This is a genomic window from Janthinobacterium sp. GW460-12-1-14-LB5 (assembly GCF_059423585.1).
In genome coordinates, this window is sequence record NZ_JBWKYD010000002.1 from 294,222 (window position 1) to 308,887 (window position 14,666).

A 14,666-nucleotide genomic window follows, 5' to 3' on the forward strand; every position below is an offset into this window, starting at 1 on the left:
CCTGGGCCTTTTTCGAGCGTTCCATGAACGCTACCCGAAAAGCCAGGACCGGATTCGGTTCGCCAGACTTTCCCCATTCCCGCCAAAAATCAAGCTCCTGCATCAATTTTTCTTTCCTTGCGTCAAAAATCGGCATAAAATGAAACCGTACAGTACAGTTTCACTACGTAGATTTAAAAAATCAGCCATCCCCGGCGTGTTGGCCTGGGCAGGGGAGGCGTCATGGATAAAAAATGGACACTTCAGTAAATAAAGGCGCGCCGGCGATCCCGGCGGTCTTCAGGGGCAAGCGGCTTGCCCTGACGGTTTTCGGTATCTTTCTTGGTTTTTCCGGCCTGGCCCTGGCGGCAGGCGGCATCGAACTGATTACCCTCGGCGGTTCCTGGTATTACCTGCCGGCAGGTCTCGGCTTGCTATTGGCCGGCGTGCTGTATTGGCGCCGCAAACCGCTGGCCAGCGGCGTCATCGCGGCGCTGCTCATCGCTACCCTGGTCTGGGCCGTGTGGGAAACCGGCTTCGCCTTCTGGCCCATGGTGCCGCGCCTGGCGCCGTTCCTCGTCATCGGCCTGGTGGCCGCCTTGCTGCATCCGTGGCTGGCCGGTCGCAGGCACAATGGGCAGTCGCGCGGTTTCGCGGCCCTGTTCGCCGTCGTGCTGGCAGCCGGTTTCGCCTCGATGTTCAAGCCGCATGGCGTGACGGAAGCGACCGCGCAGCCGCAGCAGGATGCCGTGACGGCGATCAATGACGGCAGCGCCAATTGGGCGCATTATGCAAATGGGCCGAAGGGCACGCGCTTCGCGCCGTACACGCAGATCGACAAGGCTAACGTCGACCAGCTGCAAGTGGCGTGGACCTACCGCTCGGGCGAACTGGCCGAAGGCGCGTCCGAATCGCAAAACACGCCGCTGCAGATCGGCGATACCATCTATACGTGTACGCCGACCAGCAAGGTCATCGCGCTCGACGCGGACACGGGCAAGCAGCGCTGGATCTTCGATCCCAAGCCGGTCAATACCAAAACGTGGAACCGCTGCCGCGGCGTGGGCTACTACGAGCCGGCGAAAGTGACAAAGCCGTTCCAGTTCGAGGGCATGCAGGCGGCCGGCGCGCCGCAAGCGGGCGCCTGCGCCAGGCGCATCGTGCAAGTGACCATGGATGCGCGCCTGATTCAGATCGACGCGCAGACGGGCAAGCAGTGCGAAGGCTTCGGCGACAAGGGTTCCGTCGACCTCACCGCCGGCCTGGGCAAGGTCAAGATGAACGTGCCGTACTACGCCTACACCTCCGCGCCGACTGTGGCGCGTAACCTGATCATCCTGGGCGGCTGGGTCTTCGACGGCCGCTCCACCGATGAACCGTCGGGCGTCGTGCGCGCCTACAGTGCCGATACGGGTGAACTGGTATGGGCCTGGGACCTCGGCAATCCCGCCATCACGAAGCTGCCGCCGGAAGGGCAGACCTACACGCGCAGCACGCCGAACATGTGGTCGGCGCCCGCTTTTGATGATGCACTGGGCCTGGTCTACCTGCCGACGGGGAACGAGCAGCCCGATTTCTGGGGCGGCAAGCGTCCGCCGCTGACGGAGAAGTATTCGTCGGCCATCGTCGCCCTCGACATGGCCACGGGCCGCGAACGCTGGACGTATCAGACCGTGCATCACGATATCTGGGATTACGACGTGGCCGCGCAGCCGGCCCTGTACGACGTCCCGGACGGCAAAGGTGGAAAAATTCCCGCGCTGGTGCAGCTGACCAAGCGGGGCCAGATATTCATGCTGGACCGCCGCACGGGCAAGCCGATTGCCGAAGTCACGGAAAAAGCCGTGCCGCAGGAGCACGCGGCCGGCGACTGGGTGGCCAAAACGCAGCCATATTCGACCGGCATGCCGGCCCTCGGCGCGGAAACGCTGACGGAGCGCGATATGTGGGGCGCCACCTTCTTCGACCAGCTGGCGTGCCGCATCAGCTTCCGCAAGCTTAATTACCAGGGCGAGTTCACGGCGCCGAGTACGCGCGAGACCTTGATCTATCCGGGCTACTACGGCGGCTTCAACTGGGGCGGCGCGGCCGTCGATGAAAGCAATGGCTATATGTTCGTCAACGATATCCGCATGCCGCAAGTGGTCAGGCTGGTGCCGCGCGACACCGTGGACGTGGCCAAGCTGACGGCTGGCCACGGCGTGGGCAGCACCTATCCGATGGATGGCACGCCGTTCGTCATCGACCACAAGGCCTTCAATTCGCCGCTGGGCATACCTTGCCAAAGCCCGCCGTGGGGCGTGTTTGCCGCCATCGACCTGAAAACGCGCACCAAAGTGTGGGAGCGTCCGGCCGGCACGGTGCAGGACGCCGTCATTAACGGCGTGCGCGCGCGCCTGCCCATCCCGCTGGGCATGCCCACCCTGGGCGGCGGCGTGAGCACGGCGTCGGGCCTGGTGTTTTATGCGGGCACGCAGGATTATTATCTGCGTGCCATGGATATCGCCACCGGCCGCGAAGTATGGAAGGCGCGCATGCCCGTCGGTTCGCAAGGCACGCCGATGACGTATGTGTCGCCCACGTCGGGCCGCCAGTACGTGGTGGTGGTGGCGGGCGGCGCCCGCCAGAGTCCGGACCGGGGAGATTACGTGATAGCATACGCGCTTCCCAGGACACAGTAAGAGTTTGCTTCATGCCCCAGTTGCGCACCGTTCCAGCTTCCCCGAGTACCCGAAGCGAGGAGCGGCGGCGCAAGCTGCTGGTGGCGGCGGCGGACCTCTTCCTCGCCTCCGGCTATGACGGCGTCAGCATGGACGCCATCGTGGCCGAGGCGGGCGGCTCGAAAGCCACCGCCTACCGCTACTTCGGCAGCAAGCAGGAACTGCTGGTGGCCGTGGTGGAATACCTGTGCGCCGACTTCATCATCGCGCTGCGCCGGCTCGATACGTCGCAGGTCGGCCTGGAACAGGGCTTGCAGCTGATCCTCGATGAACTGGTGGCCGTCGTCACCAGCCCCCGCCACGTAGACTTTTATCGCCTCGTCGTCACGGGCGCGGCCGCCGTGCCGGCCGTGGGCCAGACCTGGTACGAACACGGCCCGCAAGTGTGGCACGCATTGATATTGCGCCTGCTGGAGCAGCAGCGCGCCCATGGCCGTATCGCGCCCGACACCGCGTTGTCCAACCTGCCGCAAATCCTGTTCGACGCCGTCTTTTCACACCTGACCACGCGCACCGTCATGCTGGGACAGGGCGGCGATGCCGCCACGTTCCGGCCCTTGATTGCGGAGCTGATCGAGCTGGTGGTGGCGCGGGTGGAACGCAGGGCGGAGTCGGCCCGATAGGGCCATAATCCGGGAATAGTCTGTTGGCCGGTGGTCTCAGGGATTTGTGCGCCGGAGCTTTTCCAGTTCTTCAGTCGCGTGGCGGTTGCCTGGATCCAGGGCCAATACCCTGGCATAGCCGGCGCGGGCGCCTTCGCGGTCTCCCGATGCAAGCAGGGCTTCAGCCAGGCTGTCGTGGACATTATGGCTAAGGGGATAGGCTTCCGCATTCCAGCGGAAGACCTGGATGGCAGCTTCCGGCTGGCCCTTGCGCAACAGGCTATAGCCAAAAGCGTTGAGTGCGGATTCGCTCACATCGTATGTTGCGGACTCGCGTGCTCCCAGGCGGAGGTAGGCGGCACGCATTGCATCCAGGCCCTCGCGAAACAAGATCGGACTGAGGGCAGCCTGCAGGCTGCGTCGCGGCAAGGCCACCGGCTTGCCGTGCACAAGGTCGGCAATGTCTCTTGCCATCGCGACCACCGTCGCTCCCTGCCAGGCATTGTCAAGAATGACGATCGCCACCTGATCGGATAGCGAGCGCACAAATATGCTCTGGTAGCCAGGGACGCTTCCCGTATGCAGGACAACGGGAAGTGGCGTATCTTTTCGTACGGCCCAGTCCTCGACCTCCCAGCCGTAACCATAGCCCTTGCCCCTGTTGGTGAACATTTCGCGCTGGGACGTCTGCTTGAGCAGGCGGCCGCCGGCCAGCGCAGCGTCAAAGCGCACCAGGTCGAGCGCCGTCGCATACAGGCCGGCCGCGGAATAAGATACGGATGGATCGATATAGGGGGGCATCACGCGCGTGCCATCGTCGGTCTGCACGGTTCCCTGTGCAAGTTTCGCGATAATTGCGCGGCCATCGAAGACGCCGCTGTCCTGCATGCCCGCCGGCGCAAAGACATATTGTTTCATATTCTCGGCATAGCTTTTCCCGGTGGCCGCTTCAACTATCATTCCGAGCAAGTAATAGCCGTTGTTGTTGTAGCGCCAGGTCCCGGGTTCGCTTGCCAGTGCGCCAGGAATCCATTCGCTTGCGAATTCTTTGGGCGTGTAATGACGGCGCGCGTCCTTGCTCCAGAATGGATCGGTGTAGCGGGATGGCAGATCGGCCAGGCCGGACGTATGCGCCAGCAGCTGTCGCACCGTTATTTTCCCCGCAGCAGTACCTGCATACGCCGCCGGGAGGTAGGTACCGACGGTTTCATCGAGGTTGATATGGCCAAGCTCCGCGAGCCGCATGACCAGGGTCGCAGTGAGCGGCTTGCTGAGCGAACCGATACGAAAGACGCTATCGTTGGTGACGGCTACCTTCCAGGCCGGCTGCGCGATGCCAAACGCGGCCTGGTAGATGGGCTGGCCATCGCGCGCGACCAGCACGACCCCGCTAAAGTCGCGCTGTTCAGCGTAAGCGCGCACGAGTTCGTCAAGCGTGCTTGCCTGGACATTGACAGCGGCGCTCAAGGCGAATACGAGCGCAGCTATCAGACCTATCTTCTTTTGCATTGTTTCCCCTTGTTTGGCAGCGTGCTACCCGCCGCTCATGATAAAGGCTTAACAATACGCTGTGATTTTTCACCGCTTGACAGGCATGCGACGGACCGCCCGAAAAGAGGTGCAGAACGCACACTGGCCAGATATATGGAGCGGGTCTATTGCGCAATTGCGTAGGGCAGCTTCTGGTTGCTATGTTAACGTGATGCCGCCAAGGGGCGGATGATATAGTGGCGGGAATGTATACACTGAAAGAAACTGCCATGAAAAACGACGCAACCGCGCGCCCGCCCGCCAGCCAGGCACCTGCCAGGCTCAGTAAAGGGGACTTCGTCACCGCATTGCGCAAACTGCTGCAAGAAGAGGGAAAGGCCGGCAAGACCAGTGTGGACGTGCGCGCTGCGAACCTGCACACCGACGTTGGCGTGTATCCGGCGCGCGGCCACTCGATGCCGACCTGTTGCACGGTGATGTATGAAGAGATGCAGCCCGGTGATGAGATACTGCTGACGCCATCCGGCGGGAAGGGGCCTACGCTGCTGGTACGGTACAAATTGCCGCGCTGACAATCGCGAATCAAAAGTTTTCAAAATAGAATAATTTTAGATAAGTCCTTATGTAAATAGTGCTACCATGGTGACATGAAACCTGGACTCGGCACACAATTACGACATCTCATCGAACTGCTGGACGGCGCGGTCGAGCAAGCCTATGTGGAAGCGGGGCTCGATTACCGGCCGCGCTACACGCCGGTCATGCGCGTGCTGGCCGAGCAGCCAAGCGCCACCATCGGCGAGCTGGCGGCCGTGGGCGGCCTCACGCAGCCGGCCGCGACGCAGACGGTGGCCTTGATGGTGAAAAAGGGCCTGTTGACGGTGGCCGCCGGCGGCGCGGACGGCCGGCAGCGCGTGGTGCGCCTCAGCGCCGATGGCGAAACGCTGCTGCCGCGCCTGCGCGTGTGCTGGCAGGCGACCAAATCCGCGGCCGACAGCCTTGATGCGGAACTGGCGTTTCCCTTGTCCGCCTGCCTCGAACAGGCGATCGCCGTACTCGAGACGCGCTCCTTCGGCGCGCGCATCCGCGACGCCAATTTGCGGCGGCACCCTGACGAACCCCCCGAATGATGCAAGCACGCCTGACTGAACGCCGATTCGATGACGTTCCCTGGCGGGGGCGCATTGCGCACATTTTTTTTCCACAGCTATCAAACGTTTCGTAGCTTCGCAGTCCAACCTGGAGGAATGTATGTCAGGCAGAAAGAAGTTTGTCGCAGCAGCCGTATTGGGCACCTTGTTGTCGTTGCATGCCTTCGCGGCGGAGGACACGCCGTTGAACGCGTCCGCTCGCGCTGCGATCGTGCAGACGCTGGTCACGAAAATGAACGCGAATTACATCGAGCCAGCGGTGGCTGAACGGGTCGGCAGTGCGATCGCCAGGAAAAATGCCGAAGGCGGCTATGCGAGCGCCGCCAACGTGAAGGCGTTCAGTGCGGCGCTGGCGCAGGACTTGCGCGAATTGAGCGGCGACTTGCATTTCGGCGCCGCGTTTTATGCAGGTCTTCGCGAGCGCAGCGACACCGCCGAACTGCCCAGCCGTGCCAAGATGGACGAATGGCGCGAACAAGCCGCGCGGCGCGGCTTTGACATCGAGAAGATCGAACGTCTTCCCGGCAACATCGGCTATATCGAGCTGCGCGGCTTCGGAGGCCCGGAATTCGTCGGCGCGGCGTACACGGCGGCGATGTCGCTCATGGCGGGAACGGATGCGCTGATCCTCGACCTGCGCCGCAATGGCGGCGGCAGCCCGGCCAGCGTGGCTTACCTGATGAGTCATTTCTTCCCGCTCGGCGACGAGCGTCACCTGATCGACATGTACGATCGCCCGACCGATACGACGCGGCAGTTCTGGACCGTGAAGACGGTCGCACAGCGTTACGACAAGCCCGTGTACGTGCTGACCTCGGCCCGCACGTTTTCCGCAGGGGAAGATTTCTCCTATGGCATCCAGGCGCAGAAGCGCGGCACGGTGGTCGGGGAAACCACGGGCGGCGGCTCCAATCCCGTGAGCTGGTATAACCTGGGGCAGGACATCATTGTCTCGATCCCCACCGCGCGGGCGACCAATGCCGTCACCAAAACCAATTGGGAGCACGTCGGCGTGAAACCGGACATCGCCGTGCCCGCGGCGCAGGCGCTGCAGGCGGCGCATGTCGCCATCCTGCGCACGCTGGTGTCATCGGCCAAGGAGGGCAACGAGCGCCAGGAACTGCAGCGCGTGCTGGCAATGGCGGAAAAAGGGGAGTCCGACAAGCCGGTCTACACGCTCAGGGGGGAGCGTTGATACAAGCCACCGAACGTGCCCGCGAAGAAGCGCGCGCCGCTCGCTAATCCGACCTGCGTGACTGACCTGCGCGTTTTTGACGCCAACGCACGTCACGACGCCTCTGAAAACCGTAGCGAGCAAGCCCAATGTCGGGTTGAGTAGCGCAGCCGTACTTTAGTACGGTGAGCAACGCCGACCCGAGAGTGGGCTGCGCAGCAGGTTTGCAGTGCGTCCCTCAAATCAAGTAGCAATACCATACTTGTGCTGCGTGGCCTCATACTGCTGCTTCAAGGACTCCAGCTGCGGATGCCTGGGGTCGATCTTGCGGATCACTTGCATCTGGTGCTGCGCCTGTTCGGCCAGCGGGGCTTCCCAGCCCAGCATGTTGAGCTGGCGCAAAATGGCCTCGACGGAGGCGAACAGCACGGGCAGGTTGCCCGGCGTCTTGCGCAGGGCCTGGCGCAGCACGAAGACTGCCCCCTTGAGCTCGCCGCTTTCCGACTTGCTGGCCGCATCCTGCATCAGTTCCTGCACCTGGTGCGTGATTTGCTGGCCCATGCCTTGCGCCAGATCATGCCGTCCCGCTTTTTCAAACACGTCCACGGCCGCTTCCATCGTCACGTCGCTGTCGGCCTCGTTGACGAGCTTCATCATGACCTCGGACGCGGCCTGCTCCAGGTTGTTCTTCAGGCAGCTTTGCACGAGGCCCACCTTGAGCTGGGTCGACAGGCCGCGTGCGTCGTCCAGGGCGGCGGCGGCCAGCTGCAGTTCGGTGGCGGCGGCGATGTCGTTGCCCGACAATTCATGCAGCATGGCGGCCGAGATGGCGCGGCACGCTTCCACGTTGGCGCCGCCGCGCAGCGAGCGCTCCATGTCGCGCAGCACGCCGCTCGCCTGCGGCGCATCGCCCTTTTTTACCAGCGTTCTGACCAGGTTGACGTGGTCTTCCGGGTCGCGGAATTCGGAATACTTCGCCTTCGTCACGACCTGTTTATATGCTCGTTCGGCCGCGCCGATGTCGCCCGTGTCGTAGGCGATGCCGCCCAGGTGGCGCAAGCGGCGCACCATGTGCGGTGAAATGGCCACGGCGTCCTCGAGGATTTTCTTGGCCTGCACCTGCTGGCCCATGGCTTCATGGTTTTGCGCCAGCAAGTCGTAGGCGGCCATGAAGCGGGGATAGGTTTCCACCAGTTCCAGCAGCGCGTCCTGCGCTTCTTCGTGGCGCTGCTGTTCGAACAGGGTGCGCGCCAGGCCCAGGTGGGCCCAGGCCATGGGCCGCGTGGCCAGCATGTCTGCGTACAGCTGTTCCGCTTCCTTCCATTCGTCCAGGGCGAGGTGCAGTTCGGCGCGCAGGCGGGCGAAATCGGCGGCCAGGCGCGGGTGCTGCAGCTCGGCCGCGCGGCAGCTTTTCACGGCTTCGCGCAAGTCGCCCTTGTCGATCAGCTGATAGGTGGGCAGGAAAATGGCGCGCCGCTCGATGGCGCGGGCGATGCGCCCGCTCAGCACGTCGACGGTGAACGGTTTCAATATGTAGTCGGACGGGGTCAGTTCGGCCGCGCTGATCACCTTGCTGTGGATGGCTTCCGAGGTCAGCATGATGAAGATCGTCCACAGGCCGATCAGCTTGTGATGGCGCAAGTCTTCCAGTAATTGCTGGCCATCCTGGCCGTCCGTGCCGCTGCCCAGGTCGTATTCGCACAGGATGATGTCGAACGGTTTCTTCGTCAGCAAGCGGATGGCCGTGCCGGAATTGACGGCATATTCCACCTTGGTGATGGCCGCCTGGTTCAGCATATTGTGCAGATTGCCCCGCATGCTGGGGTTCGGGTCGACGATCAGGACAGATAAGTCGCTAGTTTCTGGCATTGTTCAGCTCTCGTTCATCTGTTCGGTCATTTGCGGGAACTCTTCTTATATGTATCTGCCTGGCGGCAATATTTTTTATCAGCATACTGCAAAGCCGGGCGACACTGCCAGCAAAATGCATGCAATCGGGCGCGGGGCAGGGCGCCGGGCGCGTCCGGCGGCGCGCGCCGTTGTATTTCGTGGCGCCGCCGGCCTGCGCGCGGGTGCCGGCGCCGCATAATTCAGCAAATAGTTGACTAGCATGATAGTATCCTAATTACAACTAATGTTGGATGCCGCGCAATTGCGCGGCCAGGCATGCGCAAGGCTGTACCGGGCGCTTTCTTCTTTCTGGTGTCGATACCCGTATGCGCATTCCTGACCTTTCCTCCCTGCGGCGCATCGCCGTCCCCCTGGCATTCGGCGGCAACAGCGAACAGCAGCACACGTATTTCGCGGAATTGCACCGGGTCGGCATGGTCACGCAGCTGCTGGGCATCATCGCCTTCAGCCTGACCTGGCTGCTGATGCCGGCGCCGTATCATCCGAACCAGGCGCACGCCGTGCTGGCGCTGCTGGGCATGTTGACGAGCCTGGTGGTGCGCTACCGCTGCACCACCTTGCCCGTGCTGACCATTACGGGCGCCTGCGCCGTGCTGACCCTCACTTTTGGCTTGCGCACCATGGCCGACGCCATCGATCACGCCAGCTTCTGGGTCTTGCCCGTGGGCGTCTTCATGACCCTGGCCATCGCTTCCATCTTCAACGGCGGCCTCAGCTACCTGGCCGTGGTGGCCGGCGTGTGGTGGAACGTGGGCCACGGCCTGTATCCCGTGAATGCGGGCTTGCCCGACCAGTCGTGGGCGCCGCTGATGATCGCCGTCAGCGTGCTGTTCGGGCTGGCGCTGAATGTCAGTTTCAGCCTATTGCGTTTACGCAACTATCACTCCAAGGTGGAATTGACGCGGCTGGCCTTCCAGGACAGCCTGACGGGCTTGAACAACCGCCGCATGTTCACGCAGCGCGCCCAGCAGATGCATGGCGCGCCGCAGGGCGGCATGCTGCACTTCCTGATGATCGATATCGACGATTTCAAGATCATCAACGACCAGCAGGGCCACGATGCGGGCGACGAGGTGCTGGTGCGCACGGCCGCCATCATCGCCGGCAAGGCGCAAGGCCATCTGTGCGGGCGCCTGGGCGGCGAGGAATTCGGCATCGTCTACGCGGGCAGCCGCGAGGATGCGGGCGCCTTTGCCGGCGCCCTGGTCGAGGCCGTCAGCCAGGCTTTCCATGCGGCACAATTCGTCTCGATCAGCGTGGGAGTGGCCGAGCTGGACCGGGGCAGGGAACTGGGCCACAGCTACCGGCTGGCCGACGAAGCGCTGTACCTGGCCAAGCGGCAAGGCAAGAACCGCTACGTGATCGCCTGATGCTCGCTCGCGCGGGCTGGTTGTTGCAAGTTGGCAAAAACTGCCGGTTTCAGGGGCAAAATGGCCCGGAAGCCATAAGTTCCGGTCATAAAGCAGGGGTAAAACGGGTATAATGCGCGCAAAGGAAATTTGCCGTACGAAAGATATTGTCATACCTACCTTTAACCCGCAGCCACGCTGCATCAACCACCTTCCAATCATGTTGATACTGCCGGGTTCCAATGCCCTGTCCCATTTCCGTAGCCACCGTCTGTTAAGCCAACTGCAAGCCGTCTCGCCTGCGATTGTTGCCGTACAAGCACGCTATGTCCATTTCATCGATGCCAGCGCGCCTCTCAGCAACGACGACAGCACGCGCCTTGGCGCCTTGCTGACGTACGGCGAGCCGGCCCACGCTGACAATACGGAAGGCGCTGCCGAAGAATTCTTCGTCATCCCCCGTTTCGGCACGATTTCGCCGTGGGCTTCGAAAGCCACCGACATCGCGCACAACTGCGGCATGGCGCACATCAAGCGCGTCGAACGCGGCGTCGCTTTCCGCATCAACCTGAAATCGGGCATCCTGGGCAGCGCCATTGGCGCCGGGAAATTGTCGGACGAGCAAGTACAGGCCGTGGCCGACCTGCTGCACGACCGCATGACGGAATCCGTGCTGCGCAGCGCCGACGATGCCAAGGACCTGTTCCGCACCCTGGAAGCGCGTCCGCTGGAATCGATCGACTTGCTGGGGCAGGGCAAGCGCGCGCTGGAAACGGCGAACACGGAACTGGGCCTGGCGATGTCGGAAGACGAAATCGACTACCTGGACGCCGCCTTCACCAAGGCCGGCCGCAACCCGACGGACGTGGAACTGATGATGTTCGCGCAGGCGAACAGCGAGCATTGCCGCCACAAGATCTTCAACGCCGACTGGACCATCGACGGCGTGGCGCAGCCCAAGTCGCTGTTCGGCATGATCAAGAACACGCACGAACTGCAGCCGAAGGGCACCGTCGTCGCCTACAGCGACAACTCGTCCATCATGGAAGGCGCCACCGTGTCGCGCTTCTACCCGCGCGGCGCCAGCCACGAATACGCGGCTTCCACGGAACTGACGCACACGCTGATGAAGGTGGAAACGCATAACCACCCGACGGCGATTTCTCCCTTCCCCGGCGCCTCCACGGGCGCGGGCGGCGAGATCCGCGACGAAGGCGCGACGGGCCGCGGCGCCAAGCCGAAGGCTGGCCTGACGGGTTTCACCGTGTCGAACCTGTCGCTGCCGGATGCCGTGCGCAGCTGGGAAACGGCCGCTTCCGTGACGGCGCCGCTGGCGTCGCGTACTGATGCGGATCAATACGGCAAGCCGGAGCGCATCGCGTCGCCGCTGCAGATCATGATCGAAGGCCCATTGGGCGGCGCCGCGTTCTCGAACGAATTCGGCCGTCCGGTCCTGGGCGGCTACTTCCGCACGTATGAGCAGAACGTCGGCGCAGACAAAGATGCCGTATTCGGCTACCACAAGCCCATCATGATCGCGGGCGGCATCGGCAATATCTCGGCGCAGCACACGCACAAGAACGACATCCCCGTCGGCAGCCTGCTGGTGCAGCTCGGTGGCCCGGGCATGCGCATCGGCATGGGCGGCAGCGCCGCCTCGTCGATGACCACCGGCAGCAACACGGCCGACCTGGACTTCGATTCCGTGCAGCGCGGCAATCCGGAAATGGAACGCCGTGCCCAGGAAGTCATCAACGCCTGCTGGCAAATGGGCGCGGACAACCCGATCATCTCCATCCACGACGTGGGTGCGGGCGGCTTGTCGAACGCTTTCCCGGAAATCACCAACGATGCCAAGCGCGGCGCGATTTTCGACCTGCGCAAGATCCCGCTGGAAGAATCGGGCATGGCGCCGAAGGAAATCTGGAGCAATGAATCGCAGGAACGCTACGTTCTCGCCATCGCGCCGGAAAGCCTGCCACTGTTCAAAGCCATGTGCGAACGCGAACGCTGCCTGTTCGCCGCCGTGGGCGTGGCCACCGAAGAGCGTCAACTGAAATTGATCGATCCGGAACTGGGCAATGAACCGGTCGACATGCCGATGGATGTCTTGCTGGGCAAGCCGCCGAAGATGCAGCGCGACGTGGTCCACGTGGCCAACGATTTCCCGGCGATTGACCTGACGGGCATGGACCTGGTTGATGTAGCGCAAAAAGTGCTGCTGCTGCCGACCGTGGCCGACAAATCGTTCCTGATCACCATCGGCGACCGCAGCGTGGGCGGCATGACCGTGCGCGACCAGATGGTGGGACCATGGCAAGTGCCGGTGGCCGATTGCGCCGTCACCACCATGAGCTTCGAGGGCTACCTGGGCGAAGCGATGGCCATGGGCGAACGCACGCCGCTGGCCGTCATCGACGCGGCAGCTTCCGGCCGCATGGCCGTGGGCGAAGCCGTCACCAACATCGCCGCCGCCGCGATTGCCGACATTTCCGACATCAAGCTGTCCGCCAACTGGATGGCCGCCTGCGGCCAGCCTGGCCAGGACGCGGCCCTGTACGACACGGTCAAGGCCGTCGGCATGGACCTGTGCCCGGCGCTGGGCATCAGCATCCCAGTCGGCAAGGATTCGCTGTCGATGCGCACGACGTGGAAAGACGAGGGCACGGGCGCGGCGAAATCCGTCACCTCGCCGGTCTCCCTGATCGTTTCCTCGTTCGCGCCAGTGACGGACGTGCGCAAGTCGCTCACGCCACAGCTGAAGACGGACCAGGGCGACACGTCCTTGATCTTGATCGACCTGGGCCGCGGCAAGAACCGCCTGGGCGCCTCTGCGCTGACGCAAGTCATGGGCCAGCTGGGCAATGAAACGCCGGACGTGGACAGCGCGGAAGACCTGAAAGGCTTCTTCGCCGCCATTCAAAAGCTCAACAGCGACGACAAGCTGCTGGCCTACCATGACCGTTCGGACGGCGGCCTGTACGCCACCCTGACGGAAATGGCCTTCGCCGGCCACACGGGCATGTCCGTCAACCTGGACATGCTGACCATGGAAGGCGAGCATTCGAGCGACTGGGGCGACGCCAAGAACTGGACCGGCCAGGTAGCGGAACGCCGCAACGAACTGACGCTACGCGCCTTGTTCAGCGAAGAGCTGGGCGCCGTCATCCAGGTGCGCGCGGAAGAAAAGTCGCTCGTCATGGACGTGCTGCGCACGTTTAATTTGGGCGCCTGCAGCCATATCATCGGCAAATTGAACGACCGCGACGTGATCGAATTCACGCGCGACGCCAAGCTCATTTACACCCAGCCGCGCGCGGACCTGCACCGCCTGTGGAGCGAAACGAGCTGGCGCATCGCCCGCCTGCGCGACAACCCGGCCTGCGCGGACGCCGAATACGACCGCCTGCTGGACGTGCAAGACCCGGGCATGTCGCCTATCGTTACGTTTGACCAGAACGACAACATCGCCGCGCCATTCATCGCCACCGGCGTGCGTCCCCGTGTCGCCATCCTGCGCGAGCAGGGCGTCAACTCGCACATCGAGACGGCCTACGTGATGCACCAGGCAGGCTTCACGGCCGTCGACGTGCACATGAGCGACCTGATTGCGGGCCGCGTGAAACTGGACGACTTCCAGGGCGTCATCGCCGTGGGCGGCTTCTCGTACGGCGACGTGCTGGGCGCGGGCGAAGGCTGGGCGAAAACGATTCTGTTCAACGCCAGCCTGGCGGAACAGTTCGCGCGCTTCTTCAACCGCACGGACAGCTTTGGCCTCGGCATCTGCAACGGCTGCCAGATGATGAGCAACCTGAAATCGATCATCCCCGGCGCCCATGCCTGGCCCAAGTTCACGCGCAACAAGTCGGAGAAATTCGAAGGCCGCTTCGCCATGGTCGAAGTGATGGATTCCCCATCGATCTTCTTCAACGGCATGGCCGGCACCCAAGCCGGCATCGCCATCGCCCACGGCGAAGGCTACGCCGACTTCTCGCAAACGGGCGACATCACCCAGGTCACCAAAGCCATGCGCTTCGTCGACAACAAGGGCGCCGCCACCGAAGCGTATCCATACAACCCGAACGGCTCGCCGGAAGGCATCACCTCCGTCACCACGCCAGACGGCCGCTTCACCGTGCTGATGCCGCACGCGGAGCGCGTGTTCCGCAGCGTCCAGCAGTCGTATCACCCTGAAGCATGGGGCGAGGACTCGCCATGGATGCGCATGTTCAGGAATGCACGGAAGTTTGTGGGGTAATTAGTTCGCTAGCAGGGCAGCGCTGGAGTTC

General features: G+C 63.1%; 9 protein-coding genes. 7 read left to right on the forward strand and 2 right to left on the reverse strand.

Annotated features, from left to right (window positions below; all coding sequences use genetic code 11):
* The first annotated feature begins 233 nt into the window (after nt 1–233).
* Together AC07X6_RS03025 and AC07X6_RS03030 are read left to right on the forward strand one after the other, a co-directional pair.
* The gene (locus AC07X6_RS03025; RefSeq protein ID WP_494790063.1) at nt 234–2,660 is read left to right on the forward strand and encodes a membrane-bound PQQ-dependent dehydrogenase, glucose/quinate/shikimate family; all 2,427 of its coding nucleotides are present in this window, start codon (nt 234–236) and stop codon (nt 2,658–2,660) included.
* Between the two features lie 11 nt (nt 2,661–2,671).
* A complete protein-coding gene (locus tag AC07X6_RS03030) occupies nt 2,672–3,322 on the forward strand; it encodes a TetR/AcrR family transcriptional regulator (RefSeq protein ID WP_494790064.1) in 651 nt (216 codons plus the stop codon).
* A gap of 36 nt (nt 3,323–3,358) precedes the next feature.
* Here the strand turns inward: AC07X6_RS03030 and AC07X6_RS03035 are convergent, their stop codons facing one another.
* Nucleotides 3,359–4,810, reverse strand: coding sequence for a serine hydrolase (locus tag AC07X6_RS03035; RefSeq protein ID WP_494790065.1), 1,452 nt, complete (start codon nt 4,808–4,810; stop codon nt 3,359–3,361).
* Between the two features lie 251 nt (nt 4,811–5,061).
* Between AC07X6_RS03035 and AC07X6_RS03040 the strand changes: the two genes are divergently transcribed.
* The 3 genes from AC07X6_RS03040 (at nt 5,062) to AC07X6_RS03050 (ending at nt 7,138) form a co-directional block, all read left to right on the forward strand.
* Complete coding sequence (locus AC07X6_RS03040) at nt 5,062–5,364, forward strand: HNH endonuclease (RefSeq protein ID WP_230538128.1); 303 nt, start codon at nt 5,062–5,064, stop codon at nt 5,362–5,364.
* 75 nt (nt 5,365–5,439) lie between these two features.
* Nucleotides 5,440–5,922 (forward strand): MarR family winged helix-turn-helix transcriptional regulator, encoded by a 483-nt coding sequence (locus AC07X6_RS03045; RefSeq protein ID WP_494790066.1) that lies wholly within the window; start codon nt 5,440–5,442, stop codon nt 5,920–5,922.
* A gap of 121 nt (nt 5,923–6,043) precedes the next feature.
* A complete protein-coding gene (locus AC07X6_RS03050) occupies nt 6,044–7,138 on the forward strand; it encodes a S41 family peptidase (RefSeq protein WP_494790067.1) in 1,095 nt (364 codons plus the stop codon).
* A 222-nt stretch (nt 7,139–7,360) separates the two neighbouring features.
* Here the strand turns inward: AC07X6_RS03050 and AC07X6_RS03055 are convergent, their stop codons facing one another.
* A complete protein-coding gene (locus AC07X6_RS03055) occupies nt 7,361–8,986 on the reverse strand; it encodes a response regulator (protein ID WP_494790068.1) in 1,626 nt (541 codons plus the stop codon).
* Between the two features lie 347 nt (nt 8,987–9,333).
* Between AC07X6_RS03055 and AC07X6_RS03060 the strand changes: the two genes are divergently transcribed.
* Together AC07X6_RS03060 and purL are read left to right on the forward strand one after the other, a co-directional pair.
* On the forward strand, nt 9,334–10,398 hold the full coding sequence (locus AC07X6_RS03060) for a GGDEF domain-containing protein (protein WP_230538124.1): 1,065 nt from the start codon (nt 9,334–9,336) through the stop codon (nt 10,396–10,398).
* A 199-nt stretch (nt 10,399–10,597) separates the two neighbouring features.
* Complete coding sequence (purL, locus tag AC07X6_RS03065; RefSeq protein WP_494790069.1) at nt 10,598–14,635, forward strand: phosphoribosylformylglycinamidine synthase; 4,038 nt, start codon at nt 10,598–10,600, stop codon at nt 14,633–14,635.
* The last annotated feature ends 31 nt before the right edge of the window (nt 14,636–14,666 follow it).

What these genes read in the sequence shown, in the direction of transcription:
- AC07X6_RS03025 (WP_494790063.1), top strand. Translation starts at nt 234, where the DNA reads ATGGACACTTCAGTAAATAAAGGCGCGCCGGCGATCCCGGCGGTCTTC.
- AC07X6_RS03030 (WP_494790064.1), top strand. Translation starts at nt 2,672, where the DNA reads ATGCCCCAGTTGCGCACCGTTCCAGCTTCCCCGAGTACCCGAAGCGAG.
- AC07X6_RS03035 (WP_494790065.1), bottom strand. Translation starts at nt 4,810, where the DNA reads ATGCAAAAGAAGATAGGTCTGATAGCTGCGCTCGTATTCGCCTTGAGC.
- AC07X6_RS03040 (WP_230538128.1), top strand. Translation starts at nt 5,062, where the DNA reads ATGAAAAACGACGCAACCGCGCGCCCGCCCGCCAGCCAGGCACCTGCC.
- AC07X6_RS03045 (WP_494790066.1), top strand. Translation starts at nt 5,440, where the DNA reads ATGAAACCTGGACTCGGCACACAATTACGACATCTCATCGAACTGCTG.
- AC07X6_RS03050 (WP_494790067.1), top strand. Translation starts at nt 6,044, where the DNA reads ATGTCAGGCAGAAAGAAGTTTGTCGCAGCAGCCGTATTGGGCACCTTG.
- AC07X6_RS03055 (WP_494790068.1), bottom strand. Translation starts at nt 8,986, where the DNA reads ATGCCAGAAACTAGCGACTTATCTGTCCTGATCGTCGACCCGAACCCC.
- AC07X6_RS03060 (WP_230538124.1), top strand. Translation starts at nt 9,334, where the DNA reads ATGCGCATTCCTGACCTTTCCTCCCTGCGGCGCATCGCCGTCCCCCTG.
- purL (WP_494790069.1), top strand. Translation starts at nt 10,598, where the DNA reads ATGTTGATACTGCCGGGTTCCAATGCCCTGTCCCATTTCCGTAGCCAC.